Genomic DNA, 25,606 nt, shown 5'->3' with positions numbered 1-25,606 from the left:
AGCACTCATCACTCAGCACTCATTTAGCCGAGTTCTTCTGACTCGGCCGTTAAATTGCCGATGCTGGCACTTTGAAACGAGGCTGGCAAAGACTGGCTATTACGAGAATATGGCTCTGCTAGACTAGAACGCAGTTGCCGCATCAGGCTTGCCATTTCTAGGGCATTTAGGGCATAATCCCAACCATGATTACCTTTGATGCCGGCCCGTTCTAAGGCTTGCTGCATAGTGTCTACTGTCAAAATGCCAAAAATTACTGGCACTCCAGTTTGAAAGCTAGCGGCAGCAATTCCTTTAGAAACTTCGGCGGATACATAATCAAAATGTGGAGTTTGCCCGCGAATGACTGCACCTAGACAAATTACAGCATCATAACGAAGGGAAAGTGCTAGTTGTCGAGCTACTAAAGGTACCTCAAAACTTCCCGGAACCCAAACATAATCTACCTGACTACCTTGGGGGTTAGGATCGACACCGTGACGTTTCAAGCAATCTTGACATCCCTCTAGCAGCTTTCCGGTAACTAGGTCATTGAATCGACCAATCACCACTGCAAACCGCAAAGGCTCCGTTTGGGTAAAAGTTCCCTCGAAAACTGCCATGACTGCCTCTTAATCAACTATAGTTCTGGTCAATATACATTTCTTATTAAAATGTAGAGGAGCAGGAAAGCAAGGTCATAAAAAAGGAAATAGGAAAAAATTTCTTCTTTTCTCCTTTGCTCAAAGACCATTGGCTTTTCTGCCCCTCTAGTTCTTATATTATGTGCCTGCGCCAGAGCGAAGCCGTCGCCTACACGACAAAAAAGTTTAACAAACCAACTAAAAATACCAAAGCAATCCAAACGCCGGAACCAACCCAGAGGAGTTTTTTAGATTCATTCCAATTTTGGGGAGTGGCGTAAGCAACCGGAACGCCCACAACTAGGACAAAGGACAATAGGACTAGACCTATCAAGGCAAATTGAAATATTATGGTCATTTTTGCTTCTCCCAATACAGCGAAACACTAAGGATAGAATATCCTAAAGGGCGACACTGACACTTTCTTATTATTTTTAAGCTAGCAGAAATTGCAACATTTTAGTCATTTGTCCTTTGTCTAAGTACCGATGACTAATGACTCTTAATACTATGGATTTAATTCTTTGCCACACGACAGCAGATTTTGATGCACTAGGGGCAGCAGTGGGGTTAACGCGCCTAATACCGGGAAGCAAGATTGTGCTGACTGGTGGTTCTCACCCTCCTGTACGGGATTTTTTGGCATTGCATCGGGATGAATATCCACTAATTGAACGCCGTTCGGTGAATCCTGAAAAAATTCGCTCTCTGACTGTGGTGGATACGCAACAGCGCGATCGCTTGGGTAAAGCTGCTGAGTGGTTAGATTTACCCCATCTTGGGGAAATTATAGTTTATGACCATCACTTAGGACAAGAGTCAGATATTCCCGCCACGCGATCGCACATTTCTTCAGTAGGAGCCACCACAACTTTAATTGTGGAGCAATTGCAACAACAGCAAATTTCCCTGAGTTCTGCCGAAGCAACTGTAATGGCTTTAGGTATTCACGTTGACACTGGCTCCTTAACATTTGCCCAGTCCACCCCACGGGATGCCTTAGCTTTGGCTTGGTTGATGCAACAAGGTGCTAGTTTATCGGTAATTTCCACCTACCGAGATCCTGGTTTGTCTTTGCAATTGCAGCAACTATTAACTGAGGCGTTGGAAAATTTAGAATATCTTTGTCTGCGTGGATATACGATTGCTTGGGTAACTCTGAAAACAGATGCTTTTGTGCCGGGGTTGTCGAGTCTGGCATCGCAACTAGTGGAATTAACCGAAATTGATGCCCTACTGTTGGCTAATGAGTATCTAGGTAAAGGGGATTCAAGCTTAAGTGTGATTGGGCGATCGCAAATTCCCAAAACGAATCTTAACCTATTATTCCAACTTCTAGAAGGCGGCGGTCATTCGCAAGCCGCGTCGCTAAATCTAAGAGGAGTTGATTCACAAGCAATATTAAAACAACTCCTTGACGGGCTAAAAGCGCAAATTCCCCACCCCCTCACCGCAAGGGATTTGATGTCATCTCCTGTCCGCACGATTTTACCTGAAACCACAATTGCTGAGGCACAGCGCATTTTATTGCGCTATGGGCACTCTGGTTTATCTGTAGTCGATACTCAAGGGCAACTAGTAGGTATTATTTCGCGCCGGGATATTGATATCGCCTTGCATCATGGATTTAGTCATGCGCCAGTCAAAGGCTACATGACAAGAAATCTGAAAACGATTACACCAGATACAACACTGCCACAAATTGAATCGCTGATGGTGACTTATGATATTGGACGCTTACCAGTATTGGAAAATGGGCAGTTAGTTGGTATCGTCACTCGTACTGATGTATTGCGCGAATTACATCAGGAAAGGGATGAAGACGGAGGAGAGCAAAAATTCAAAATTCAAAATTCAAAATTCAAAATTCCTCTCAGCACTGAGTTACAAAATAGCCTTGCTCCTCATTTATGGCAATTACTCACCATCGCATCGCAAGAAGCCGAAAAACGAGGTTGGCATCTTTATCTTGTCGGGGGTGCGGTGCGGGATTTGCTGTTAGCTGAGACAGCAGGTAGCTTGATGATTAAAGATATTGACCTAGTAGTTGATGGCTTTCACAAATCAGCAGATGTTGGCGCTGGTGTGGAACTAGCAAAAGCACTCCAACAACTTTACCCTGCGGCTCGTTTAGAAATCCACGGGGCTTTCCAAACTGCTGCTTTGTTGTGGCATAAAGACCCAGAATTAGATTCTCTTTGGGTAGATATTGCCACGGCTAGAACAGAGTTTTATCCTTACCCGGCGGCGAATCCAGAAGTTGAGGCGAGTTCCATTCGTCAAGACTTGTATCGTCGAGATTTTACCATTAATGCGATCGCTTTGCGGCTCACCTCTCCCCGCTCAGGCGAATTACTCGATTTCTTTGGCGGTTTACTCGATTTACAAGCTAAACAAATTCGGGTTTTACACCCCAACAGCTTTATCGAAGATCCCACCCGTATTTATCGCGGCGTGCGTTTTGCCGTGCGCTTCGGATTTGAAATTGAACCGCAAACTGAAGAGTTTATTCGCTATGCCATCAACAGTGGCGTTTACGATCGCACTGCTCAAGAGAATAGCAAAACTCCAGCCCTGCAAACTAGACTAAAAACAGAATTAAAACACATCCTAGAAGCCCCTTATTGGAAATCGGCTTTACAGTTACTCGATAACTTAGGGGCATTGCAATGTATTCATCCTACCCTCAAATTAGATGGGTCACTCCTGCGGCAATTACGTTTATTAGAACGTTGTTTACGACGATTTGATGCTGAACAAACTCTCATTCACTGGCAAATCCGTTTAGAAGCATTAATCGCCCACCTAGCACCTGAATATCGGGTTAAAGTAGCAAAAAATCTGCAATTACAAGACGATAGCATTGCTAGGTTGAAAAACTTAACCCAAAGCTATAGTCAAGTGGTAGAATATTCACCCACTTTTCAACGCCCCAGTCAAATAGCACAGTTGCTTCGACAGTATGACTTACCAATGCTGATTTTAATCGCTTTGCAAAGTCGGCGAGAGATTAGACATCAAATTTGGGAATATTTAACAGTTTGGACGAATGTGCAGCCACTGTTGAATGGCAATGATTTAAAGAAACTTGGTTACAAACCAGGGCCACAGTATCGGCAAATATTAGATAATGTAGTTGCTGCCACCTTGGATAGAGTGATTAAAGATAGGGCTGAGGCTGAAGAGTTTTTAGCCAAGCATTATCCCCAGTAATTTATATTTCCCAGATATGTTTTTTATGGAAACACAAACACACAAAAAATACTACACTCCAGAGGAATATTTACAACTAGAGGAGACATCAGAATCCAAAAATGAATATAGAGATGGAGAAATAGCTTCTATGCCTGGTGGTACAACTAATCACAACGAAATTGCTCTGAATTTTTGCACAAATTTTAAATTTACGATGCGGGGTAAAGATTATAAGATATACATGGGTGATGTCAAATTGTGGATACAGCGTTATCGGATTTACACCTATCCAGATGTGATGGTCATAGAATCAATCCGGCATCAGTTATTTATACGTTGATTTTAACAGAGTTGTAGGTAGCGATCGCGTAGCGTACCGTAGGTAATCGCCTATTTTTAGGGTAAGGGTAAATAAACTATTTTGTCTTGATATTCATCGTCTTCTGATGCCAAAGCAACTATTATAAGTTCTTCTATATTTTCACCAATACTTAAATTTGGATTGAGGATAAAAATTCCTGCTACGTGATGATTAACAGCAATATGGTCAGCTAAATGTACTGGCATAGAAGTTCGGTTATTTGTCACTAATATAAAATTATTATCTTCACACCAACATAGGATTTCTGGATCGAGTGTACTTTTTGGTGGAGTTCCTGATTCTCCTACCACTTTGATCGCAATCTCAGGTTCTCGTAGTCTAATTTGATTTGGATATATAGGATTGACATTTTCATCAATCAGATATCGCATTCTCAAGTTAGGCATAAAAAAGAGAGTGCGGTCTTATCTTTCTCACAAACAATATCAGATCCCCGACTTCTCAAAGAAGTCGGGGATCTGTTTCATTACGGTTTGATTAAAGATTCTTCAGACTGACGATATTTAGCAATTAACCTACCTCTTTTCAGGGGAGAATAAAGCAGCATGGAAAGTGCGGGTAAACTGCTTACCGTTAGTGCTAACAAAACTAATGGATTGAGAAAGCCTACTGTTATCCCAGTTCCTACACTAGCCCCAAATCCTAATGTTAGTAGTATTAGTACAATTGTAAATGAGTCTTCAGCCAAATTTATAACCCAATCCCTTACCACACCCACAGCCATACCCACAGTCATACCCACAGCCCCACCCACAGCCATACCCACAGCCCCACCCACAAACCCAACCACAGCCCCACCCACAAACCCAACCACAGCCCCACCCACAAACCCAACCACAGCCACACCCAACTGGGGAGTGTGGAAATAGAAAAGAGCGATCGCATCCTCGCTTTCCGAAATACCTTAGTGCTACACTGTAGTCAATATCAAACCTCATCACAACTCCAACGAGATAGCAGAAATGAAGTAGTACCAAAGACCTGTTGTGCCAAAGCAACAAATGTCAACGAAGAATAAACGCAACTAGTTTGACAGGGTTACTTCACATAGTCATGCACTAAAAATGTTGTCATTAATCCTATCTATATAGAACCGTTTGACGAGTGTCTGCGGCTGAGTTTTTTTGTGTCTAATCTACCCGTGATTTTTGGAAACACGCGGGTGGAAGTTTGCGAATTGAGGTTTGAGAATAATGCCGAAAAAATCAATATTGTTAGCTGAGAATTTAGCATATAAACTCAGCTTAGATAGAACTTTGTTTCAAGGAATTCATCTGAATATTGACGTGGGCGATCGCATCGCTTTGGTTGGCAGCAACGGAATAGGAAAATCAACCATACTCAAGATACTTGCAAGTCAACTCAGCCCCAATACAGGCTCAGTTTTGCGTAATGGTATTGTCTATTATTTGCCACAAATCAGCACTATCAGACAAGAGATTACAGCCGAGACAGTGCTTAATTTTTTGATTTCTATCTCTGATGAATGGTGGAATATTGAGGAAATTTTACAAACACAATTTCACACAAACCTTGACTTGTCACTACCAATTACTAACTTGAGTGGTGGAGAACTTACTAAACTATTTCTAGCAATCGGTTTAGCTCAAGAACCAAACTTGCTATTACTTGATGAGCCAACAAATCACATGGATTTGCAAGCGTTAGAAAGCTTAAAGCAGTTTCTTCAAGATTTTGCAGGTGCTTTTGTAATTGTCTCGCATAAGCCTTTTTTCTTAGACCAAGCGACAGATGTAACCTGGGAACTGACACCTGATGGTTTACAAGTATATGGAGGAAATTTTTCTCAATATCGAGAACAGAAAGAAATCGAATTAGAGGCAGCATTGCGATCGCACGAAGTCGCCAGAAAGGAACTCAAACGTACCCAAGCCACGGCTATCCAAGAACAGCAACGCGCAGACCAATCTAGCCGCAACGGTCGCGGCAAGTTTCTGAATGGTAGTATTGATAGAATGGCAGCAGGACTGATTAAAACCAAAGCTGAGGTGTCTACCGGAACTGCAAAAAAGAAACATGAGGTTGCAGTAGCCAAGGCTAATCAAAAGGTTGCAGAGACGAAGGTCAAAACTACAAAAGTCACAAGTATTCAGCTAGAGGAAAAAAATCAAAAGCGCCGAAATATAATTAATATCCAGGGTGCAAATCTTAGGGTATCAGAACGCCTGTTGATTCAAAATATTCAACTGCATGTCTCCTCTTGCGATCGCATCTCCATTATCGGCGCAAACGGTTCTGGTAAATCGAGTCTGGTAAAGGCTATTTTGGGAAGGGAAAACCAAACAGCAGTTTTAGAATCAGGTGAGGTTTTGCTTGCACCAGCGATAAAAGCTGTATATCTCGATCAAACCTACGAATTGGTAGATCGTCGATGCACAATTTTGGAAAATATGCAAGTTGCCAATCCTAATCTTAGCTATCAGCTTTTGCGTCAACAGTTGGGACACTTCCTTTTTAAATATGATGACGTTCATAAAAGCGCGTCTGTGCTGAGTGGGGGTGAGTTGGCAAGATTAGCGATCGCTATGATCAGCATCTCAGAAATCGATCTGCTGATTCTCGATGAGCCAACTAATAATCTGGATATTGAAACCGTTGAACAAATGGTAGTAGGTATCAATGATTACCAAGGAGCTATTTGGGTAATTTCTCATGATCTAGATTTCCTTAGCCGGATTAATATTACCCAAAGTTTCAAATTGAAAGAGCAAGCCTTGCAAATGACGACTTATTTACCAAGTACACCAGAGCAATATTATCGAGAATTGCTGGAATGTCACAATATATGTTATTAGAGACCGGTGTAACTCTTCTTTGTATGCCTGTAAACTCTGCGAATTATTGAATTGGCATATCGCTAACCCAAATCTCTAACTCCCCAACAGAAGCCGTAAAGCATACAGGCAAGTTATAATTCTCTTGCGGATCAACGTAACAAAAATTTATGAGTAACCCACTAGTACAAGCCTTTTTCGTAGGCAGAGCAGTAGCCGAAGTAGTGAATGAGCGTTTAGAAGTCGCCTTGACCGATGCTTTGAGCGATCTGGGCAAATTTGATGCAGAAGCTAGAGAGCAGTTACGCCAGTTTACAGAAGAAGTCCTAGAGCGGGCAAATCGGTCAGCAGAATCAGCTAATTCTGGTCAAGCTACTACAGGTAATGGACAAACCACTTCTGATTCAGGTGACTTGCAAGCAGATATTGATGAATTACGAGCAGAAATTGCGCTACTACGAACAGAATTGCAACATTATCGCCGAACTTCTGCGTAAATTTTAGTCATTGGTCATTGGTCATTGGTCAAAAATTATTTACAAATGATAAATGACAAATGACACTTAAGAAAAAACAGTTTAGGAATCAGAGTGTCTTTTCTTTCAAGTGATTCGGTTGCAAACCAACGGTACACAAAGGATATGGAACAAGGTTATTCAGAGAAGGCATACCGTTGGAATCGGGAAAAATACTCTAGCAGACGGCGTTTTGTGGACATTTGGTCTTTTGTCTTGACCTTATTGTTCAAACTTTGGCTATACAACAAATCTTGGAGTTATCCGGGTGGCGTGACTGAGGTAAAGCAAGCTGCAAGACGCAAAACCCAAGCGGTCTGGATTCGCAATACCCTGCTGGATTTAGGCCCAACCTTCATTAAAGTTGGGCAACTATTTTCTACCCGTGCTGATATCTTCCCTGGTGAATATGTAGAAGAACTAGCCAAATTACAAGACAAAGTACCAGCATTTAGCTATGAGCAAGTAGAAGCGACCATTGAGAAAGAATTAGGCAAAAAAATTCCTGAACTATTCCATAACTTTGAACCGATTCCTTTAGCTGCTGCTAGCTTAGGGCAAGTACACAAAGCTGTGCTGCATAGTGGAGAATCGGTTGTTGTTAAAGTACAACGTCCTGGATTAAAGAAGTTATTTGAAATAGATTTACAAATTCTCAAGGGAATTACCCGCTACTTTCAAAACCATCCCAAATGGGGACGGGGAAGAGATTGGTTAGGTATTTACGAAGAATGTTGTCGCATTCTTTGGGAAGAAATTGATTATCTTAACGAAGGTCGTAACGCCGATACTTTTCGCCGGAATTTTCGCGGCTACGATTGGGTGAATGTCCCAAGAGTATACTGGCGTTACGCCAGTTCCAGAGTGCTGACTTTAGAATATCTCCCTGGAATTAAAATTAGCCAATACGAAGCTTTAGAAGCAGCCGGTTTGGATCGAAAGTTGATCGCTCGTCAAGGCGCTCAAGCCTACTTACTTCAGTTACTCAATAGTGGCTTTTTCCACGCCGATCCTCATCCAGGTAATATTGCCATTAGTGCAAGTGGCGCTCTAATATTCTACGATTTCGGCATGATGGGGCGGATTAAATCTAACGTGCGCGAAGGACTGATGCAAACACTGTTTGGCATCGCTCAAAAAGATGGCGATCGCGTCGTGCAATCTCTGATCGATTTAGGCGCGATCGCCCCAACCGATGACATGGGCCCAGTACGGCGTTCCGTCCAGTACATGCTGGACAATTTCATGGATAAGCCCTTTGAAAATCAGTCGGTGGCGGCAATCAGTGACGACCTTTATGAAATAGCTTATAATCAGCCATTTAGATTTCCAGCAACATTCACTTTTGTGATGCGGGCTTTTTCTACCCTAGAAGGTGTAGGCAAAGGTTTAGATCCAGAGTTTAACTTTATGGAAGTTGCCAAACCGTATGCAATGCAGCTTATGACCGATATGAATGGTTCTGAGGGGAATACCTTTATTAATGAATTAAGTCGTCAAGCAGCTCAGGTAAGTAGTACTGCCTTTGGGCTACCACGTAGGTTAGAGGATACGCTAGAGAAGCTAGAACGGGGAGATATGCGCCTCCGCGTTCGGTCTATAGAAACTGAAAGGCTATTGCGGCGGCAAAGCAGTATTCAGCTCTCAATGAGCTATGCTCTGTTAATTAGTGGTTTCACACTTTCAGCTACGATCTTAGTGGTTGGAAATCATGTATGGTGGGCACTCCTGCCTGGTTTAATTGCACTAGGGATTTCAGCGATCCTGATCAGACTAATTTTACGCCTTGACCGTTACGATCGTATGCATTAATTGTTGCAAAAAAAATTTATGAAACTTAATTTCACGGGTTTTAGCGATCCGGGACTTATTCGTTCTAATAATCAGGATGCTTACCATGTCGATCCAGAAGGGCGGTTTTTCCTTGTCGCCGATGGAATGGGTGGCCATGCGGGAGGTGAAGAAGCAAGTCGCATAGCCACTGAAGAAATTCAGGCGTATTTGGTGGTAAATTGGGAATCTTCTAAATCTTCTCAAGAATTGCTAGAGCAAGCTTTGTGGGGTGCTAATGAAGCGATTTTGCAGGATCAGCAAAATCATCCCGAACGCGCCGACATGGGTACAACAGTTGTAGCAGTAATTTTTCGCTCTCCAGAGCCGCCCTGGTGCGCTCATGTTGGCGATTCCAGGCTGTATCGCTTCCGAGAGTCCCAATTAGAACAGGTAACAGAAGACCACACTTGGGTTGCACGAGCAATCAAAATCGGTGACATCACCTTTGATGAAGCGCGATCGCATCCTTTTCGTCATGTATTATCGCGCTGTTTGGGGCGTGAAGACTTGCATCAGGTTGATGTGCAACCACTAGATGTAAAAGTTGGCGATCGCTTACTGTTATGTAGTGATGGTCTTACAGAAGAACTTGTCGAACAGAAGATTGCTAGCTGCCTCCAAGATGCTCCTTGGCTTGATAAAGCCGCCATCTCTCTAATTGAGGCTGCTAAGGAGCAGGGAGGGCACGATAACATCACAGTTGTCATCGTTTCACTGGAATAAATAGTCATTGGTCGATGAGTAACTTAAACAAATGACAACTGACAACTGACAAATGACAATCTGGTAGATATACTCAGTAATTTGTTCAGTGTGAGCATTTTTCACTTTTACAATTTGATACAAATATTTTTAGCCTCTAAAAAGACCTAATGAGGCTGAATTTGCATAAAATAGATAAATTGACATCTTGCACAGGGTAAGGTAGAGCGATTATAATTCACGCTTATTACCATTCATTCCCAACCTGCTTAAAGTCCTAGCTTCCGAAGTTTCCTCTATATTTGGGGAGACACGATCTTTGTTTTTCTCAAACAGGGAACTATAGAAGTCAGTTCCAAATCTGCTCATCTCCTCAAAAGAGAGTTGTGCAAAGCAGAAAGGGGTGAGAGGTAGTTATATGTACCTTAGTTCAAGCAGAGCCTATTTTCTGGAATACTGCTCGACTGACTTGGGTAGTATATCAGTAGGATTAGGTGCAAGATATCATATCAAAAAAACCTACATTTAGGATGTGGGCAAATCTGTCAAACAATTGTTATCTTTCTTAATACGGAGGAACAAATGTTGGATAGGTATAAGTCCAATTATTATCCCATCTTGGACTTCTGTAACCGATATCACCTTTAAACGTTGTTTTTTCGGAGTTAACTATGAACCAACCAATGAAACTATCCTTGGAACAGCAATTCAGCATCTGCTCATTTGCCACTCAAGTACAAAATATGAGCCACGATCAAGCCAAAGACTTTTTGGTAAAACTCTATGAGCAAATGGTAGTACGTGAGGCAACTTATCAGGAGCTTCTTAAGCACCAGTGGGGCTTAGATTCCGGTTCCACTATGGCATAGAGTCGTTCTACTGTCGCAGTGGGCGACCTCCTTCTCTTGCTTGGTTCCAAGGAGGAAAAGAGCTGGGGATGTCGGGGCGTCAACTTCGATAACCAATTCCACAATAGCTACACAAGCATTCAACTCACAACTAGTAAACTTTTCGACAGCACATCTGCTTAAGTATATACATAACTTTAACTTTGCGGGCTAAAATTGCTGTTCAGTTTACCAAACTTCTTTATTGTTTCTTTCGTTTAGTGTGAGAATGATACCTGCGTAAATTTACAACTGACTTAAATATCCACACAAAAATATTCAGAGAGAATATAGATAGCCTTGATTCGACTAGCTTGTAATTTCACTCTTTATACATATAACTAGAACTTACATCTTTATATATATTTTGTTTATAAAAGTTTACATTCTTTGAGCTTGCACCCTTTAGTTACATATAAGACATGTAGCATTAAGAAATTATTCCTAACTGGAAAGATCGTATGGAGAATCCGTATCAATGCTTTCCAGTTTTGCCAGAATTTGAGGCTTAATTTTTTCGTACTCGCTTTTGAGTAAACTTTTACTCATTTGCGGGTCAGCAGAAGACATAAATGTGTTGCTCATTGCGACCCACTCTTGCAGTCGTTGGCGCTGGGCAGAAGCGACGCTTGAAGGCAATATATGGGTACAGCGATTTGGTGTTTCTCGTGCAAAGAACAACAGACGGTAATAACCTGTTTGCTGTAGTAACCGGGTAATTTCTTGACCAAGACTGGTTTTGAGATCGAGGTAGTAAGGCAACCATTTAGCACCATGTTTGCGGTTATAGATGACAGTAATCCATAGCAGCATGGGATGGGGAATAGAGATGAAAAGAAATTGGTTATAGCGGGTACAGAGTAAGCGCTTCTGAATTTCTTCTTGGGGTAGCATCACCCATAGCGCTGGTAAAATCTCCCCATTAGTGTGAATGGACTGAGGAAAGACAATATCGGCAATTGGTTTATTTTGGGGCCAGGAAATCGCACGAACGATTTCATCGTTAGACAAGGATGCCCGCAAATCGGCTTTAGTTTTCTGTTCAAGCTCAGAACTAGTGGTAGCAGTAGGAATTAGGGCATAGCTATCTTGCTTAATTTTGCGTGTATGCTCAGGCTTTTCCATAGATGCTAGAACTCTGAGGATTTCAGTGATACTTTGGGGGCGATCGCGTGCTACCTTAGCTAGACAACTCATCACCAAATTTTCGATTTCTTTGGGTAGTTCTAACCCAGGTGCAACTTCAGCAAAAGAACGTGGTTTTTGATAGTGATGTGTTTTATACCATGCTCCAAAAGAATGAGTTTGTGCCACCAGTGGCATTTTGCCTGTGAGCATCTCAAACATCATCACACCCAAACTATAAATATCAGCACGGTTGTCTAATTCTTTACCCTCCATCTGTTCGGGAGAAGAATAAGCCAATGTCCCCAAATAGAATTTTGTATGGTCGCCATCTGACTGCAACAACTTAGCAATTCCAAAATCTAGAACCTTGACCAATTCTCCGAAACTGGGATCTTGAATCACCAGCATATTACTTGGCTTGACATCCCGATGGATAATTGGACAAATTGCGCCATCAACTGGGATACCATCATGAGCGCACTGTAATCCCAGGCTGAGTTGACGCGCCATACTCAGAAATCTTGGTAAGGGAAGCCGTTGCTGACGAATAATATTGTTTAGGCTTTGTCCTTGTAGATATTCCATAACGTAGAACGGGGTGTCGTTATCATCTACGCCATAGTCCATAACTCTGACAATGTGGATACTTTTTTGTCCTAGCAAAGCACAAGTTTTTGCTTCTCGCTCAAAGCGGTCTTGCAATCGCATCTTTTCATTTTGGATTGATAGAGCAAGAAACTTAACCGCAACAGGTACACCTCCCAACAAAGTATCTTTAGCGCGATAAACTCGACCCATTGCTCCAGTACCGATTAACTCCTGGAGTTGGTAGCGTTTGCTGAGTAAGCGACCAATGTTGGGGTCTGACATAGAGAATTTGAATCCAAAAGCAGGTTGTAAGTGTTTAGGAGAAAGTTGTAAGTGTTTAGGAGAAAAGTGCATTCAAACTGAATATATGGCATTATTGCGCCTAGAAATGAATTTCTAGACCTGTTACCACAAGGCAAAAATGGAATTCAGAAGACAAAAGTCTTATAGACTAGGCTTTTGGAGGATTTCCAATCGTTGCTTTATCTACATGGTGCTGTGCTACTAAAGGCCGAAGCTTACCTACCTTTAACAAGAGGATTTTGTCCTAAGTCTTGTTAATTGAGATAGTAAGTGCATTTACGCAGTCTATACTAGCTTTTTTTAGCCCTCTTTTAAAGGATTGAAGCCATACTCGGTTATTACATCTGGTGTAATATTCCAAACCAAACAAGCAGAAAGAGTAGATAATCAAGCTTCATATAATCTTGCACTTTAATTGTGGTGTAATTTTAGTTTGCCCAATTTTGAGTAAATAGATAACTCTAGAATGATAAGAGTAGCCCTGTTAAGGTGACAAATAACCGGATAATAAAGCTATGCGATCGCAAGCAGTAAAGTGGAGAGGGTATGGTAAATGCTAGGTGCAGCCCTTTCAGGATGGACATCATAGTACAATGCCAAACTACAAGGTGTAGGGACACGGCAGTGCCCATTGGTGTCTAAACGAAAATCGCTATAAGTAAGTTGGCACAATAAAACCAAACTGTGTTAAGAAAAGTAAATAAGGCTCAAGCCTTTTTCCTCCAGCTAAGAGCTTCCTGCACCTACCTTATCCAAACAATAATTATTTACACCGACCTACTTATTGTTTGATCAAACTGTTGCACTACTAATTGGAATTCTTTCGTTTTTTGTGTAGATTATAAGAAATATCAAAAACTGATTTATTGCCAATTATATAGTATTGAATTCGACGTTTAATAATTTTGTTAAATCGAGAGATAAAAACAAAAAAAAAGTGCGGATTCTTCATTATTTCTGTTAATGCTGTTAACCATTTTCTTTGCTTTATAGGGATAACAACTTGAAAGTAAGCTAGATTTTTCTTATAGGCTGCAAGATTATTATACAGAGCCTGCATTAAAGCTGGATTTTTTTTCACAACATCTTGTTGCATGAAAGAATTAGTAGCTTTACAGTATTGATTTAGACGTGGCAATGGGCTTTGATAAACAAGAGAACCAGGGCGTGAGCGATAGAAATAATAGGGTTTTGGCTCAATAAAAAAGCGCGCTCCTTTGATTAAGCATTTCATGTCGAGCCAAAAATCTTGACCCATCGTGATGTCTTCATCATATTTGATGCCGTGGTTAAGCAAAAATTCTCGTTTAAATAGAGGCTTACTTAAACCAAAATGCAATCCTGGTTGCCCATAAACATCAGTTTCTACAAAATAAACGATATCAATTTGGATAATTTCATCTATACGTTCTCCACTTTCTTGAATCAATGTACTCCAAGGAGATATTGCACCATCTTTGATTAAATAAAGATCATCGGCAATCATGTCTGCATTTGTTTTTTCTGCCAGCAACACAAGCTTTTCTAGTCTTTCAGGAGCATACCAGTCATCTGAATCTAGAACAGCAACCCATTCTCCTTGGGCTGCTCTAAGGGCACGATTACGAGCAACAGAAGCCCCCAGGTTTTCTTGATTAACTATTACTTTGACACGTTGGTCGGCAAAACTTTTAGCGACTTCTAAAGTCTGATCGCTTGAACCATCATCAACGATGATAACTTCAATATTTTTGAGGGTTTGCTCTAAGGCAGACTTTATTGATTTTGCAATATACGCTTCGGTATTGTAAGCAGGGATAATAACAGAGACTTTAGGATTCATTAAACTGAACTTTAGGCTATATAGTTCCGTAAAAATGCTAAAAGAATAGCCTCGCATAGAATTATTATGAAAACTTGATTTTGTAGTTAGGGATAGTTACAAATCAGTTAATTATTATCTGACTATATTTTTACAGTTAAGGCTCCTTATCATAGGTAAAGATATATTTTTTTAGAAACCTGTGAGCGATCCTATTAATTAGGACCTTCTCGTTTTTTCTGTAGATTATAAGAAATATCAAAAACTAATTTATTACCCATGATATAGTATTGAATTCGACGTTGAATAATATTTTTCAATCGGGAAATTAAATCAGCAAAAAAGTAAGGATTTTTCCTGATTTCTGTTAATGCTGTTAGCCATTTTCTTTGCTTTAAAGGGATAACAATTTGATAGTAAGCTAGATTTTTATTATAGACTTCAAGATTATAAGACAGAGCACGCATTAAAGCTGGATTAGTTCTCACAACTCCTTGTTCCATGAAATAATTAGTAGTAATCAAGTATTGATTTAGACGTAACAATGGGCTTTCGTGTACAAGAGATCGGGAGCGTGAACGGTAGAAATAATAGGCTTCTGGCACAACAAAAAAACGAGCGCCATTAATTAAGCATTTCATGTCAAGCCAATAGTCCTCAGCTATGTTTATGGTTTCATCGTACATAATGCTGTGCTTAACTATAAATTCTCGTTTGAATATAGGCTTGCTTAAACCAAGATGCAATCCTGCTTGTCCATAAACATCAGTTTCTACAAAATAAATAAGATCAATTTGGTTAATTTTATCTATATCCTGTCCACTTTCTTGAATCAATGTACTCCAAGGAGATGTTTCACCATCTTTGATTAAATAAAGATCGTCAGCAATCATGTCTGCATTGTTTTTTTCTGCTAGAAATACAAGCTTTTCTAATCTTTTGGGATCGTACCAGTCGTCTGAATCAAGAATAGCAATCCATTCTCCTTGGGCTGCTATGAGGGCACGATTACGCGCAGCAGAAACCCCGAGATTTTTTTGATTAACTATTATTTTTAGACGTTGATCTGTAAAACTTTTAGCGACTTCTACAGTTTGATCGTTTGAACCATCATCGACCATGATAACTTCAATATCATTGAGCGTTTGCTCTAAGGCTGACTGTAGTGCTTTCGCAATATAGGCTTCACTATTGTAAGCAGGGATAATCACAGAGACTTTAGGATTCATAAAACTGAACTCCAGATTACATCGTTGCGTACAAATGCTAAGATACCGACGATGATTTGAAAACTTTTTTTATACTATAGAACATATAAAACTATAACTCAGAAGGTCGATGAAAATAAAAGATACTCGTTAAGCTCAGGTATGAGGCATTGATTGAAGGCTGAGAAACTAGTGCGTTAAAAGAAAGTTATTTAAACGAAAGACTTCCAATCTAGACTCATCGAAACAGTGCTGAGTAAAAAAGTAATAATTGCACGGGCTAAACGCCCCGCTATCCATGTACAGCACAAAAGGTCTGAGAGCAACTGCTTAAAAGTCATGGAAAAAAAATAAATATTTATTTCGTTAGCGTAGCGGCACGAAGTGCGATGCGTAGCGTATATTTAATACGTCCAAGATCAATCCCCTAGATTTATCTCTCTTGGCTACTGAGCACTCACAACTGGGCACTCAGCACTCCTGAAGGCAATGAGGCAATACTGCTTTTAGGTTGACTGACGCTCTAGGCTAACTTCCATTGTGTTAGTTAAAAAATGACCAGCCAAGATACCACTACTGAGATAATATTTATCTTCTGAAATTCGGTGTAGGGTTTCAAAGCCACTACGACGCTGGCGATCGCCTATTACCCAGTAACGCTGCACAATAGTGTCTAGACCAATCCAGCCTTCACCTTCAACTTGCCCCAAAATATTATGTTGTAACAAAAAAGTATACTGACGCTCTCCCTCATGCAGTCGTCCCTTGTATTGTAAAGAGATTTCTGAGCGATCGCTACCAGGAAATATCAGCTTAGTTGCCATAGTGAACCAGTTATCTCGATTCCAAGCTACCAAGGTCATCCCCTTAACGCTGATTGGCATACCATTACGTTCCAGCCAATTTCCTTGCATTGCCCAGCGTCCTGGTTCCAATAAAAAAGTATGAGCCACCTTATATATTCCCTGTCTCGCTTCAGTGCTACTAAGACTACAGTTATAGCAGTGGTGTACATGGGTAGGTGGCGTTTAGCCCGTGCTGAGTGAAGAATGAAGAAATTTCTGATCGTTTTTGTCTCAAGACTCAGGAGTAACTTTGATGAATTTCTCCCAAAAGCACTTCTTGAGGTGCGCCAGTAGCAGTAGGTAAGTTACCGGGAATACCCAAATGCCGCCAATAGGCTAAAATTGCAAAAGCGATCGCTTCTTTAAAATCTGCACTCAACCCAACTTCATCTGTAGTCAATACTGGGATTGATGGCAACAACAACTCTAATCGACGTTTCAAATAGAGATTGCGACTACCACCGCCACATAATAGTACCCGTTGTGGCATTTCCGGTAAAAAAGTGCGGTAACTATGAACAATTGAAGCAGCTGTCAGTTCCGTGAGAGTTGCCAGTATGTCAGCAGCATTGAGTTGATATGCTTGGGCATCTTTCAAACACTGATGCAGGTAAGTCACACCAAATAACTCTCGACCAGTAGATTTGGGCGGGGGTAGATGAAAATAGTCTTGGTTGAGCCATTGTTCTACCAAAGGATAGCAGGGAGTACCACTTGCAGCCCAATTGCCATTTTCATCATAAGTTTTAGCACCAGCGCTTAAATGCTCAACTGCAAGATCCAACAGACTATTTCCTGGGCCAGTATCCCAAGCGCGAATTTTTGAAAGCCAGTCGCCATGCTGAGGCGGAATATAAGCTACGTTACCGATGCCACCAATATTTTGAATACAACGCCCTTCTTCAAGATGACTGAGCAAATAAGCATCTACTCTGGGGACGAGAGGCGCACCATGACCACCAATAGCGATATCAGCAACACGAAAGTTGCTCACAGTTGTAATGCCCGTAAGATGGGCAATCAATTCGCCCCGCCCTAATTGAAGACTATAACCCAAGAGCGTGTTGTTAGCGGTAGCGGGACGTTTAGCCCGTGAGAAGTCAGAAATTAAGATTTCTCTCTTCCCCTGCTCTCCCTGCTCCCCTCTTCCCCCAGGTGGTCGATGATAAACCGTCTGACCGTGGGAACCAATGAGAGTGGCTGGCTGATGACCAATTTGGATATTTTGGGCGGCTTGGGCGAAGACTTGGGCGATCGCATCATCTATTTCTGCTAATTCTGCCATTGAGATGGCAACACCTGCACCAACTGCCAATATTCTTTCTCTGAGTTCTGCCGGATAAGGATACGTTTCCCCAGCTAGCAACTCAACTTTGAGATCCAATTCTTTACCGGAAATCTCTACCAATGCAGCGTCTATGCCATCTACGGATGTGCCACTAATTAAACCGATAACGCGAGTAGGGACAGCAGTTTCTTCAGTCGGATACATTGCTCAAGATTCTTTTGTTAATTGCAAGAGGTAGTTTAATTCATGCTACTACCGATGTCAAAAAAACTAAGGTGGCATAGTTGACTGGAGAAAGACGAATTGTCAGGGAAGGGGTGAGAGGCAGCTGAGAGCTACCTGTCAAAGAACGTAGAAAGAATAATTACGTTTGAAATGACAGCAATTTCAGAGTTATGAAGTGTATTAGAACTATCTACATGTATTGGGAAAATTGATGCAATCGTTTGTCATAAAAAGATTGTGAAGTTGATCGCACAGCAAAATGCAGGTTATGTAATTATCTTAAAGAATAACCAAGATAATCTTGGTCGTGAGTTTTAAAACCTATTCAGCCAAGGGGTAAGCACAGGTTTTCAAGGGATTGGTATAGCACAAAGCCTCATGTCTTCTTGACGTAGAACCCTAAAAATATAAACTGCCTGCAAATCAAAAATGGCACTTTTTCTAAATAAAGCTTGTTTACAATTTAGCACTGATAACTTCGCGCTTTCTACATAAAGCGATAGACATCACAGAAGATAACATCAGTGATTCTCCTCTAAATAAAGTCCAATAACTTACATTTTTATCTAGGTAGAATCAAATCATAAAAGTAGTAATCCCTCTGATGTTGGAATCTAGAAGCACATCGCACAATGAGGCTATGAACACGAAAGATTAAAAAACAAAAAGGGTTCCAAAATGAAAAATCTTTTAATTAAGTCCGCGATCGCTTCTGGTGTTGTTTTGTCCTTAGCTACTATTACCCGTCCTGCAATGGCTGCGTCTTTTGCAGTATCAATAGAAAATCCAACCGTACAAACTGCAAATTACTCAAATCTTGTTAATGCTCGTGTACAAAATTTTGATGCTTCAGCACTAACAACAGGTTACAGTACAACAGGCTTTGCATGGGCTGATGGAACAACAAATGTTGGTAATTATACGAACACTCTAATCGTGAATCAAGACCAATATGGTGGTGCTGGTGGAACAGGCAAATATTTTGATGTAGATACGAACAGATCGGGTGGTCAGCAAACGGTTTCTACCTTAAATTTGACAACCGCACAAAGTTACTTTGGACTTTGGTGGTCTGCGGGAGACGCTAATAACAAACTTACATTTCTTTCACAAGGTCAGGTTGTACAAACTATGACCACTGCTGATGTGGTTAGTTATATCGCAAAGCTACCAAATAAAACTAGCTACTACGGTAATCCTAATTCGCCAACTCAAAATACTGGAGAACCCTATGCGTTCATCAACTTCTACGATGTTGGCGGAACTTTTGATCAAGTTCAATTCACCAATGTTGGCGGAACTGGTTTTGAATCAGATAATCATACAGTTGCCACTAGCTATAAGAGTATCACCGGTAGCATTGTTACAGCAGCAGTTCCTGAGTCTTCTTCTGTATTAGGAATTTTTGTGATTGGTTTTGTGGGTGCTGCTTCAGTTATGACTCGTCGAGTTAATAAGAAGTCAGTTTTGCAATTGTCATAAGTGTAATGGCTTGTAAACAAGCCGATTTCTGGCTCAGATTAAAAGCCGCACTTCTGATAATCATTAAGGAAATGTCACTCTCAAGCGATCGCCATTTTAATAGCATTGTTTTAAAGCAGTGCTATTAAAGATACCAATTTTAGCTCAGTAAAATTTGCCTGGTTCTCTCTATGCCTTGCTTCCAGGCTCAACCTCGCGTAGCCTGCCGTAGGCAGGATTTCAGAAATTCTAACTAAAAGTCAATATTTGATACGAGTTAGGGCTAGTTTACTTAAGTAAGCTTGCCCTAATTGTTTTGCGATTTATTTTATCAACAGCCACTTTACACCACTTGGGAACAAGAATTAAATAACATACAGTTTATGTCCCTGGCTTACCTCACCCTCAATCCCTCTCCTTATAAAGGAGAGGGATCGTGAGACAGGATGAAGTTTTGCATTTTATTTAATCCACGTTACTTAGACAATGCCCGGATTGGCTTCAGCTTGGAGATGTGGGCATTGGCCTACAGACTTAACTTGGGATAGCGCCTAAAGCCCAGATTTTAAGAATCGATATGATAGAAAAGTAGATAAAACTTAAAAAATATTTATCGAATGGTGTTTCAATCATCTGGCTTGTCCAAGGTCAAAGACTCATTAACACAAAAAATCTTTTTGGGCAATGAACCCAATGCGGAGTTAATTGCAATTCTCACTGTTTACTTTGTCCAAGGAATTTTAGGGCTATCGCGTCTAGCCGTGAGCTTTTTCCTCAAAGATGAACTGCTGCTGAGTCCAGTCGAGGTATCGACGCTATTGGGAATTGTTTTCCTACCTTGGATGATTAAGCCGGTGTTTGGCTTTATCTCTGATGGCTTGCCCATATTTGGCTATCGTCGTCGTCCTTACTTGATTTTATCCGGGATACTGGGAACTGCTTCCTGGGTAAGTTTGGCCACAATAGTTAATACTAGCTGGGCAGCTACATTAGCGATCGCTCTTGGTTCTCTCTCTGTCGCCATGAGTGATGTGATAGTTGACTCGCTGGTTGTGGAACGTGCTAGAGGCGAATCGCAAGCAAAAGCTGGTTCACTACAATCTCTATGTTGGGGTGCTTCTGCGATCGGAGGTTTAATAACAGCATACTTTAGTGGTCTGCTGCTGCAATACTTTAGTACCCGTACTGTCTTTGGAATTACTGCGTTATTTCCTCTCATCGTCTCAGGGGTAGCTTGGTTAATTGCTGAGTCTCCCGTTAGCAAAGATGCTGAAGATAGTAATCACACCAACCCTTTACCAATCAAACATCAACTGAAGCAGTTACGCCAAGCCATTACCCAAAAAACAATTTGGCTACCAACGGCGTTTGTCTTCATTTGGCAAGCTACCCCAAATGCTGAATCAGCCTTTTTCTACTTTTCCACCAACGAATTACACTTTGAACCAGAATTTTTGGGGCGGGTAAACTTGGTGACAAGTTTCGCTTCTTTAGCAGGTGTTTGGATTTTTCAACGTTTCCTCAAAAGCATCCCTTTTCGCGTAATTTTTGCTTGGAGTACCGTCCTTTCGTCGCTTTTAGGGATGACGACGCTGTTGTTAGTGACTCACACAAACAGACTATTGGGTATAGATGACCAGTGGTTTAGTTTGGGTGATAGTCTTATTCTGACTGTGATGGGGAAAATTACCTTTATGCCAGTGATGGTACTAGCGGCAAGGCTTTGTCCCTCTGGTGTAGAAGCAACGTTATTTGCCTTGTTGATGTCGGTACTTAATTCAGCAGGAACAGTCTCTCAAGCATTGGGGGCATTACTCACCTATTGGCTGGGAATTACTGCAACTAACTTTGAGTCACTTTGGCTATTAGTGTTAATTACTAACCTCAGTACGCTGTTACCCTTGCCATTTATCAACTGGCTACCGGCTGCTGAAGAACAAACTGAGACATCCACGGATGGGGAACAAGAGTTTTTGCCAAATTTGATCTCTGAGTTGATAGTGAGAGAACCAGAGTCAAAAATAGTGGACTAGTGCAATAAATTCAAAGTCGAGTCAGTATGCTGCCTTCCCGGTTGCAGCAAAGTTGCAAAAAAATTCTTTTTAGCGGCTACATATTTTATTGCAAGATAACAATAAAAAACAAGGTATATGCAGAGTTTTAAAAGTGAAGAAAGCCCAGTTACAAAAAAATCTTATACTCGTGCAGATTGGCAAGGAGGATATCAATCTCTCACCCAAGAATTTGATTATTGGATTGATGATATAGAAGGGCAAATTCCTACAGATTTACAAGGTACGCTGTTTAGAAATGGCCCTGGTTTGCAGGATGTGAATGGTCAATATCTTCATCACCCGTTTGATGGCGATGGGATGATTAGCAAAATTACCTTTACTAATGGTCGTGCCCATTTTCGCAACCGCTTTGTCCACACAAGTGGGTATTTGGCAGAGCAAAAGGCGGGGAAAATTCTCTATCGTGGTACTTTTGGTACTCAAAAACCCGGCGGCTGGCTAGCTAATATCTTTGACTTCAAACTCAAAAATATCGCTAATACAAATGTTATCTATTGGGGTGGAAAATTGCTAGCACTATGGGAAGCTTCTGAAGCATATAGTCTCGAACCCTACACTCTTGAAACTTTGGGGAACGAATATTTTAACGGTGCTTTGTCAGTAGGTGAAGCTTTCGCTGCACATCCCCGCTTGGAAAACAATTGTGAACAAGATGGGGGTAAACCTTGCCTGGTAAATTTCTCGATTAAGCCGGGATTATCTACTACCATTACTATTTTTGAGCTAAACCCAGTGGGTGAAATTGTCAGACAGCAAGCTCATAAGATTCCAGGTTTCTGTTTTATTCACGATTTTGTGATTACTCCCAATTACTGCATCTTCTTTCAAAATCCTGTCACATTTAACCCTATACCTTTCGCCTTGGGAATACGTGCGGCGGGAGAATGTATCAAATTTCAGCAAAATCAGCCAACTAAAATTCTAATTATTCCCCGCTTCCCCAAAGAGGGGCAAGAAGAGGTAAAAACTCTGGAAAATCAGTCGGGTTTTGTCTTCCACCACGTTAATGCTTTTGAAGTAGGAGGGGAAGTTCTGATTGACTCCATTTGCTACCAAGATTTACCAGAAGTGGAACCTAAAAGCGATTTTCGACAAGTTGATTTTGAGGCATCTTCACCTGGGCAACTTTGGCGATTTTATCTGAATTTAAAAGATGGGACAGTCAAACGGGAATTGATTGATAGTCGCTGTTGTGAATTTCCTAGCATCCATCCGGCGAATGTGGGACACCCTTATCGATATCTATATATAGGTGCGGCTCATGGAGAGAGTGGTAATGCTCCCCTACAAGCTTTGTTGAAAATTGATTTAGAGTCTGGAGAAAGACAACTTTGGAGTGCTGCACCCCGTGGTTTTGTCGGTGAACCGATTTTTGTCCCGCGTCCAGGTTCCGAAAAGGAAGATGATGGTTGGGTATTAGCTTTGGTTTATGATGCTGCCCATCACCGCTCAGATTTGGTAATTTTGGATGCTAGCGATTTCTCTAAAGGGACAATAGCACGGCTACATCTCAAGCATCATATCCCCTATGGTCTACATGGGAGCTTTACTTCTGAGGTTTTTGTGAAAATTTGATTCTCTATTTGGGTGAAACCATTTTTTCGCTGGCAATGATATGCAAATCGATATTTTTGAGCAAGCGCACCAATTTTTGCGTCAAAGATCCTTTGAGGAACATTTGCCAGCGCGATCGCTGACTCTCTCCAATTACAATTTGAGTGATCCGATATTTTTCGGCAACTTCAGCGATCGCATTCGCTACGTTACTGTTGGTAATACGAAGAAAAGTACCTTCAAATTCGTTGCAGAGTTTTTCACAAGTGTGGATGTGTAGGCTTTCCTCTTTGGTGAGGAAGCGTTCTGGATTGGCAATGAACAAGGTATAAAGTGGGGCATTCATATAGTTAGCTATCCTCGCACCCCGGCGTAACAGCTGAACTGAGTTGGGATAAGTGGATACACATACCAAAACCCGTTCATGAATATTACACGATTGCCCATTGGGGGTAGTAGCGATCGCATTTCCTTCGACATTATCTGCAACTTCGCGTAAAGCCAATTCCCGTAAAGCAATCAGGTTACGGCGTTGGAAAAAGTTATCTAGGGATTGTTGGATTTTTTCGGATGCATAAATCTTGCCTTCTAATAACCGTTCTTGCAGAGTTTCTGGTGTGACATCCACTACTACTATTTCATCTGCATCATCCAGAATCCTGTCAGGAACTCGCTCACGGACTATCACCCCAGTAATTCTGGCTACTAAGTCATTGAGGCTTTCCAAATGTTGCACATTCATTGTGGAGTAGACATCAATACCTGCTGCCAAAACTACTTCTACATCTTCGTAGCGTTTTTCGCGTGGGGAACCAGGGACGTTGGTATGGGCAAGTTCATCAATTAAGGCTAATTGGGGCGATCGCTTTAAAATAGCATCTGTATCCATATCCGTTAGCGTCAACTCACCGCCAGGATATTGCTTACGCGGTAAAATTTCCAGTCCCTCTGCCTTCTCTGTTGTGTCCTTGCGCCCGTGGGTTTCCAAAAGCCCAACGACGACATGAATTCCTTCGTGTTTAAGTGCGTGTCCTTCTTCTAGCATCCGGTAAGTTTTGCCTACTCCAGGAGCCATACCAATAAATATTTTATGCTTACCGCGCCGTCGCGGGGGATAAAGTGAGTAAATTCCAGAATTTAAAGGTGCAGTGCCAGTCGAACCAGTATTATTATCTGACATTTCATTCTTGGTATCTATCGCAATCGAGTGGTGAGTGGTGAGTGCTGAGTTAGGAGTTAAGAGTTAGGAGTTATTAGGGATTTCTAAGAAATAAATTATCCCAAAAAACGAACCACAGAGGCAAGGCAGCGCAGTCTTGGGGGTTTCCCCCATGAGCGACTGCCGCGCAGAGAACACAGAGAGAGGAGAGATTAAGAGGATTTTTGCCTCAGTTTTGGAATATTTTTTTATTTGCAAGTCCCTTGTTCTCCTCCCAATGCCCAATTCCCAATTCCCCATTCCCCAATTTATTGATTTTGCTGACGATTGAAATCTTGCAAGTCAAGAGCATAATTCAATCGGAGAACATTGACTCCCGGCTCACCAAAAATCCATAAAAATCTGCCATCAGTATACTTATTAATTAAACGTACTACCTCATCTTCTTTTACTTTCCGCGCACCAGCAACCCGTGTCAATTGCTGCCGTGCTGCTTTGAAGGAAATATGCGGATCTAAACCAGAAGCAGACGTATAAATTATATCAGCGATCGGTTGGAGATTTTCGTCTCGCAATTGATTTGCCTCTTCTAGAATCCGCTTAAGTAGCTCTGGATTACTAGCAGCAAGATTACTAGCTCCAGATATGCCGGTTGGCTTGGCTTTTTTCCCTTGACTATATCTAACCGTACTGGGACGAGGATGGAAATATCGTTCAGATGTGAATAATTGACCAATCAAAGCCGAACCAATTGGTTCATTATTTAGATTCAGCATAATGCTGCCGTTGGCTTGATAGGGCAAAAAAACTTGACCCACTACCAGGATGATTAGAGGATAGATGATTGCAGTCAACAACCAAAGCATTAAAGTTATAAAAATTGCTCTGATAGTTTCTCGAATAATAGCCATAAAAAGTTTTCCAATTACTACTAAAAATTAAGTTTTAAGTTTTAAGTTTAATTCTTTTACCAAATCAGAACGAAATTTAAAGATGCTGTTGCTAACAGTATAAATAGCTGGGGCAATTACCACATTCA

At 41.2% G+C, this 25,606-nt stretch carries 23 protein-coding genes and 1 pseudogene; 12 read left to right on the top strand and 12 right to left on the bottom strand.

The features are described 5' to 3' along the window. Nucleotides 1–23: 23 nt before the first annotated feature. Together ribH and psbZ are read right to left on the bottom strand one after the other, a co-directional pair. Nucleotides 24–602, bottom strand: coding sequence for a 6,7-dimethyl-8-ribityllumazine synthase (gene ribH, locus V7K98_RS11915; RefSeq protein ID WP_335021939.1), 579 nt, complete (start codon nucleotides 600–602; stop codon nucleotides 24–26). A 190-nt stretch (nucleotides 603–792) separates the two neighbouring features. Then, nucleotides 793–981 (bottom strand): photosystem II reaction center protein PsbZ, encoded by a 189-nt coding sequence (gene psbZ, locus V7K98_RS11910; protein ID WP_335021937.1) that lies wholly within the window; start codon nucleotides 979–981, stop codon nucleotides 793–795. A 152-nt stretch (nucleotides 982–1,133) separates the two neighbouring features. Here psbZ and V7K98_RS11905 point away from each other — a divergent pair, with 152 nt between their 5' ends. Both V7K98_RS11905 and V7K98_RS11900 read left to right on the top strand, forming a co-directional pair. After that, on the top strand, nucleotides 1,134–3,836 hold the full coding sequence (locus V7K98_RS11905) for a CBS domain-containing protein (protein WP_335022003.1): 2,703 nt from the start codon (nucleotides 1,134–1,136) through the stop codon (nucleotides 3,834–3,836). A gap of 25 nt (nucleotides 3,837–3,861) precedes the next feature. Further along, nucleotides 3,862–4,128, top strand: a pseudogene (locus V7K98_RS11900) (Uma2 family endonuclease); the annotation flags it as partial. 86 nt (nucleotides 4,129–4,214) lie between these two features. Here V7K98_RS11900 and V7K98_RS11895 read toward each other — a convergent pair. Further along, entirely contained in the window at nucleotides 4,215–4,586 is a 372-nt protein-coding gene (locus V7K98_RS11895; protein WP_335021935.1) for a DUF5615 family PIN-like protein, read from the bottom strand. 80 nt (nucleotides 4,587–4,666) lie between these two features. After that, complete coding sequence (locus V7K98_RS11890; protein ID WP_335021933.1) at nucleotides 4,667–5,044, bottom strand: hypothetical protein; 378 nt, start codon at nucleotides 5,042–5,044, stop codon at nucleotides 4,667–4,669. 15 nt (nucleotides 5,045–5,059) lie between these two features. Between V7K98_RS11890 and V7K98_RS11885 the strand changes: the two genes are divergently transcribed. From V7K98_RS11885 to V7K98_RS11860, 6 genes are all read left to right on the top strand, one after another. Continuing rightward, complete coding sequence (locus V7K98_RS11885; RefSeq protein ID WP_335021931.1) at nucleotides 5,060–5,218, top strand: hypothetical protein; 159 nt, start codon at nucleotides 5,060–5,062, stop codon at nucleotides 5,216–5,218. A 175-nt stretch (nucleotides 5,219–5,393) separates the two neighbouring features. Further along, complete coding sequence (gene abc-f / locus V7K98_RS11880) at nucleotides 5,394–7,016, top strand: ribosomal protection-like ABC-F family protein (protein ID WP_335021929.1); 1,623 nt, start codon at nucleotides 5,394–5,396, stop codon at nucleotides 7,014–7,016. 149 nt (nucleotides 7,017–7,165) lie between these two features. Next, the gene (locus V7K98_RS11875) at nucleotides 7,166–7,492 is read left to right on the top strand and encodes a DUF6825 family protein (RefSeq protein WP_335021927.1); all 327 of its coding nucleotides are present in this window, start codon (nucleotides 7,166–7,168) and stop codon (nucleotides 7,490–7,492) included. A gap of 144 nt (nucleotides 7,493–7,636) precedes the next feature. Then, a complete protein-coding gene (locus tag V7K98_RS11870; RefSeq protein WP_335022001.1) occupies nucleotides 7,637–9,322 on the top strand; it encodes an ABC1 kinase family protein in 1,686 nt (561 codons plus the stop codon). Between the two features lie 18 nt (nucleotides 9,323–9,340). Next, the gene (locus tag V7K98_RS11865; protein ID WP_335021925.1) at nucleotides 9,341–10,066 is read left to right on the top strand and encodes a Stp1/IreP family PP2C-type Ser/Thr phosphatase; all 726 of its coding nucleotides are present in this window, start codon (nucleotides 9,341–9,343) and stop codon (nucleotides 10,064–10,066) included. Nucleotides 10,067–10,716: 650 nt separating this feature from the next. After that, nucleotides 10,717–10,914 carry an NblA/ycf18 family protein gene (locus V7K98_RS11860; RefSeq protein WP_041565841.1) on the top strand — a complete coding sequence of 66 codons (198 nt, stop codon included), beginning with the start codon at nucleotides 10,717–10,719 and terminating at the stop codon, nucleotides 10,912–10,914. Nucleotides 10,915–11,376: 462 nt separating this feature from the next. Here the strand turns inward: V7K98_RS11860 and V7K98_RS11855 are convergent, their stop codons facing one another. The 6 genes from V7K98_RS11855 to V7K98_RS11830 all read right to left on the bottom strand — a co-directional run bounded on the left by V7K98_RS11855 (nucleotide 11,377) and on the right by V7K98_RS11830 (nucleotide 18,297). Then, nucleotides 11,377–12,930, bottom strand: a complete 1,554-nt coding sequence (locus V7K98_RS11855) for a serine/threonine-protein kinase (RefSeq protein ID WP_335021923.1) — start codon at nucleotides 12,928–12,930, stop codon at nucleotides 11,377–11,379. Nucleotides 12,931–13,464: 534 nt separating this feature from the next. Continuing rightward, on the bottom strand, nucleotides 13,465–13,623 hold the full coding sequence (locus V7K98_RS11850) for a hypothetical protein (protein ID WP_335021921.1): 159 nt from the start codon (nucleotides 13,621–13,623) through the stop codon (nucleotides 13,465–13,467). 136 nt (nucleotides 13,624–13,759) lie between these two features. After that, nucleotides 13,760–14,773 carry a glycosyltransferase family 2 protein gene (locus V7K98_RS11845; protein WP_335021919.1) on the bottom strand — a complete coding sequence of 338 codons (1,014 nt, stop codon included), beginning with the start codon at nucleotides 14,771–14,773 and terminating at the stop codon, nucleotides 13,760–13,762. A gap of 194 nt (nucleotides 14,774–14,967) precedes the next feature. Then, a complete protein-coding gene (locus V7K98_RS11840; RefSeq protein WP_335021918.1) occupies nucleotides 14,968–15,981 on the bottom strand; it encodes a glycosyltransferase family 2 protein in 1,014 nt (337 codons plus the stop codon). Between the two features lie 485 nt (nucleotides 15,982–16,466). Then, nucleotides 16,467–16,913, bottom strand: a complete 447-nt coding sequence (locus V7K98_RS11835) for a hypothetical protein (protein ID WP_335021916.1) — start codon at nucleotides 16,911–16,913, stop codon at nucleotides 16,467–16,469. 130 nt (nucleotides 16,914–17,043) lie between these two features. Beyond that, nucleotides 17,044–18,297: an anhydro-N-acetylmuramic acid kinase gene (locus tag V7K98_RS11830; RefSeq protein ID WP_335021914.1), complete on the bottom strand. Its 1,254-nt coding sequence runs from the start codon at nucleotides 18,295–18,297 to the stop codon at nucleotides 17,044–17,046. A 699-nt stretch (nucleotides 18,298–18,996) separates the two neighbouring features. On the opposite strand from V7K98_RS11830, the gene V7K98_RS11825 reads away from it, so the two are divergent. The 3 genes from V7K98_RS11825 to V7K98_RS11815 all read left to right on the top strand — a co-directional run bounded on the left by V7K98_RS11825 (nucleotide 18,997) and on the right by V7K98_RS11815 (nucleotide 23,429). Then, nucleotides 18,997–19,800, top strand: a complete 804-nt coding sequence (locus V7K98_RS11825; protein WP_335021912.1) for an Npun_F0296 family exosortase-dependent surface protein — start codon at nucleotides 18,997–18,999, stop codon at nucleotides 19,798–19,800. Nucleotides 19,801–20,396: 596 nt separating this feature from the next. After that, nucleotides 20,397–21,812: a folate/biopterin family MFS transporter gene (locus V7K98_RS11820; RefSeq protein ID WP_335021910.1), complete on the top strand. Its 1,416-nt coding sequence runs from the start codon at nucleotides 20,397–20,399 to the stop codon at nucleotides 21,810–21,812. A 117-nt stretch (nucleotides 21,813–21,929) separates the two neighbouring features. Then, nucleotides 21,930–23,429, top strand: coding sequence for a carotenoid oxygenase family protein (locus tag V7K98_RS11815; protein WP_335021908.1), 1,500 nt, complete (start codon nucleotides 21,930–21,932; stop codon nucleotides 23,427–23,429). Nucleotides 23,430–23,433: 4 nt separating this feature from the next. Here the strand turns inward: V7K98_RS11815 and V7K98_RS11810 are convergent, their stop codons facing one another. Next, nucleotides 23,434–24,588, bottom strand: a complete 1,155-nt coding sequence (locus tag V7K98_RS11810) for a universal stress protein (protein ID WP_335021906.1) — start codon at nucleotides 24,586–24,588, stop codon at nucleotides 23,434–23,436. Nucleotides 24,589–24,739: 151 nt separating this feature from the next. Here V7K98_RS11810 and V7K98_RS11805 point away from each other — a divergent pair, with 151 nt between their 5' ends. Next, entirely contained in the window at nucleotides 24,740–24,898 is a 159-nt protein-coding gene (locus tag V7K98_RS11805; protein WP_335021904.1) for a hypothetical protein, read from the top strand. On the opposite strand, the gene kdpC is transcribed toward V7K98_RS11805, so the two are convergent. Further along, on the bottom strand, nucleotides 24,876–25,478 hold the full coding sequence (gene kdpC / locus V7K98_RS11800; RefSeq protein WP_335021902.1) for a K(+)-transporting ATPase subunit C: 603 nt from the start codon (nucleotides 25,476–25,478) through the stop codon (nucleotides 24,876–24,878). The genes V7K98_RS11805 and kdpC overlap by 23 nt on opposite strands. Nucleotides 25,479–25,606 lie beyond the last annotated feature (128 nt).

Source organism: Nostoc sp. (assembly GCF_036917435.1).
Classification (GTDB): domain Bacteria; phylum Cyanobacteriota; class Cyanobacteriia; order Cyanobacteriales; family Nostocaceae; genus Nostoc.
The sequence above is the reverse complement of the archived record's forward strand: the minus strand, read 5'-3'. Positions and strand labels throughout refer to the sequence as shown.

Coding starts and splice junctions, on each gene's coding strand:
- ribH (WP_335021939.1), bottom strand. CDS start 602: ATGGCAGTTTTCGAGGGAACTTTTACCCAAACGGAGCCTTTGCGGTTT.
- psbZ (WP_335021937.1), bottom strand. CDS start 981: ATGACCATAATATTTCAATTTGCCTTGATAGGTCTAGTCCTATTGTCC.
- V7K98_RS11905 (WP_335022003.1), top strand. CDS start 1,134: ATGGATTTAATTCTTTGCCACACGACAGCAGATTTTGATGCACTAGGG.
- V7K98_RS11895 (WP_335021935.1), bottom strand. CDS start 4,586: ATGCCTAACTTGAGAATGCGATATCTGATTGATGAAAATGTCAATCCT.
- abc-f (WP_335021929.1), top strand. CDS start 5,394: ATGCCGAAAAAATCAATATTGTTAGCTGAGAATTTAGCATATAAACTC.
- V7K98_RS11875 (WP_335021927.1), top strand. CDS start 7,166: ATGAGTAACCCACTAGTACAAGCCTTTTTCGTAGGCAGAGCAGTAGCC.
- V7K98_RS11870 (WP_335022001.1), top strand. CDS start 7,637: ATGGAACAAGGTTATTCAGAGAAGGCATACCGTTGGAATCGGGAAAAA.
- V7K98_RS11865 (WP_335021925.1), top strand. CDS start 9,341: ATGAAACTTAATTTCACGGGTTTTAGCGATCCGGGACTTATTCGTTCT.
- V7K98_RS11860 (WP_041565841.1), top strand. CDS start 10,717: ATGAACCAACCAATGAAACTATCCTTGGAACAGCAATTCAGCATCTGC.
- V7K98_RS11855 (WP_335021923.1), bottom strand. CDS start 12,930: ATGTCAGACCCCAACATTGGTCGCTTACTCAGCAAACGCTACCAACTC.
- V7K98_RS11845 (WP_335021919.1), bottom strand. CDS start 14,773: ATGAATCCTAAAGTCTCTGTTATTATCCCTGCTTACAATACCGAAGCG.
- V7K98_RS11840 (WP_335021918.1), bottom strand. CDS start 15,981: ATGAATCCTAAAGTCTCTGTGATTATCCCTGCTTACAATAGTGAAGCC.
- V7K98_RS11830 (WP_335021914.1), bottom strand. CDS start 18,297: ATGTATCCGACTGAAGAAACTGCTGTCCCTACTCGCGTTATCGGTTTA.
- V7K98_RS11825 (WP_335021912.1), top strand. CDS start 18,997: ATGAAAAATCTTTTAATTAAGTCCGCGATCGCTTCTGGTGTTGTTTTG.
- V7K98_RS11820 (WP_335021910.1), top strand. CDS start 20,397: ATGGTGTTTCAATCATCTGGCTTGTCCAAGGTCAAAGACTCATTAACA.
- V7K98_RS11815 (WP_335021908.1), top strand. CDS start 21,930: ATGCAGAGTTTTAAAAGTGAAGAAAGCCCAGTTACAAAAAAATCTTAT.
- V7K98_RS11810 (WP_335021906.1), bottom strand. CDS start 24,588: ATGTCAGATAATAATACTGGTTCGACTGGCACTGCACCTTTAAATTCT.
- V7K98_RS11805 (WP_335021904.1), top strand. CDS start 24,740: ATGAGCGACTGCCGCGCAGAGAACACAGAGAGAGGAGAGATTAAGAGG.
- kdpC (WP_335021902.1), bottom strand. CDS start 25,478: ATGGCTATTATTCGAGAAACTATCAGAGCAATTTTTATAACTTTAATG.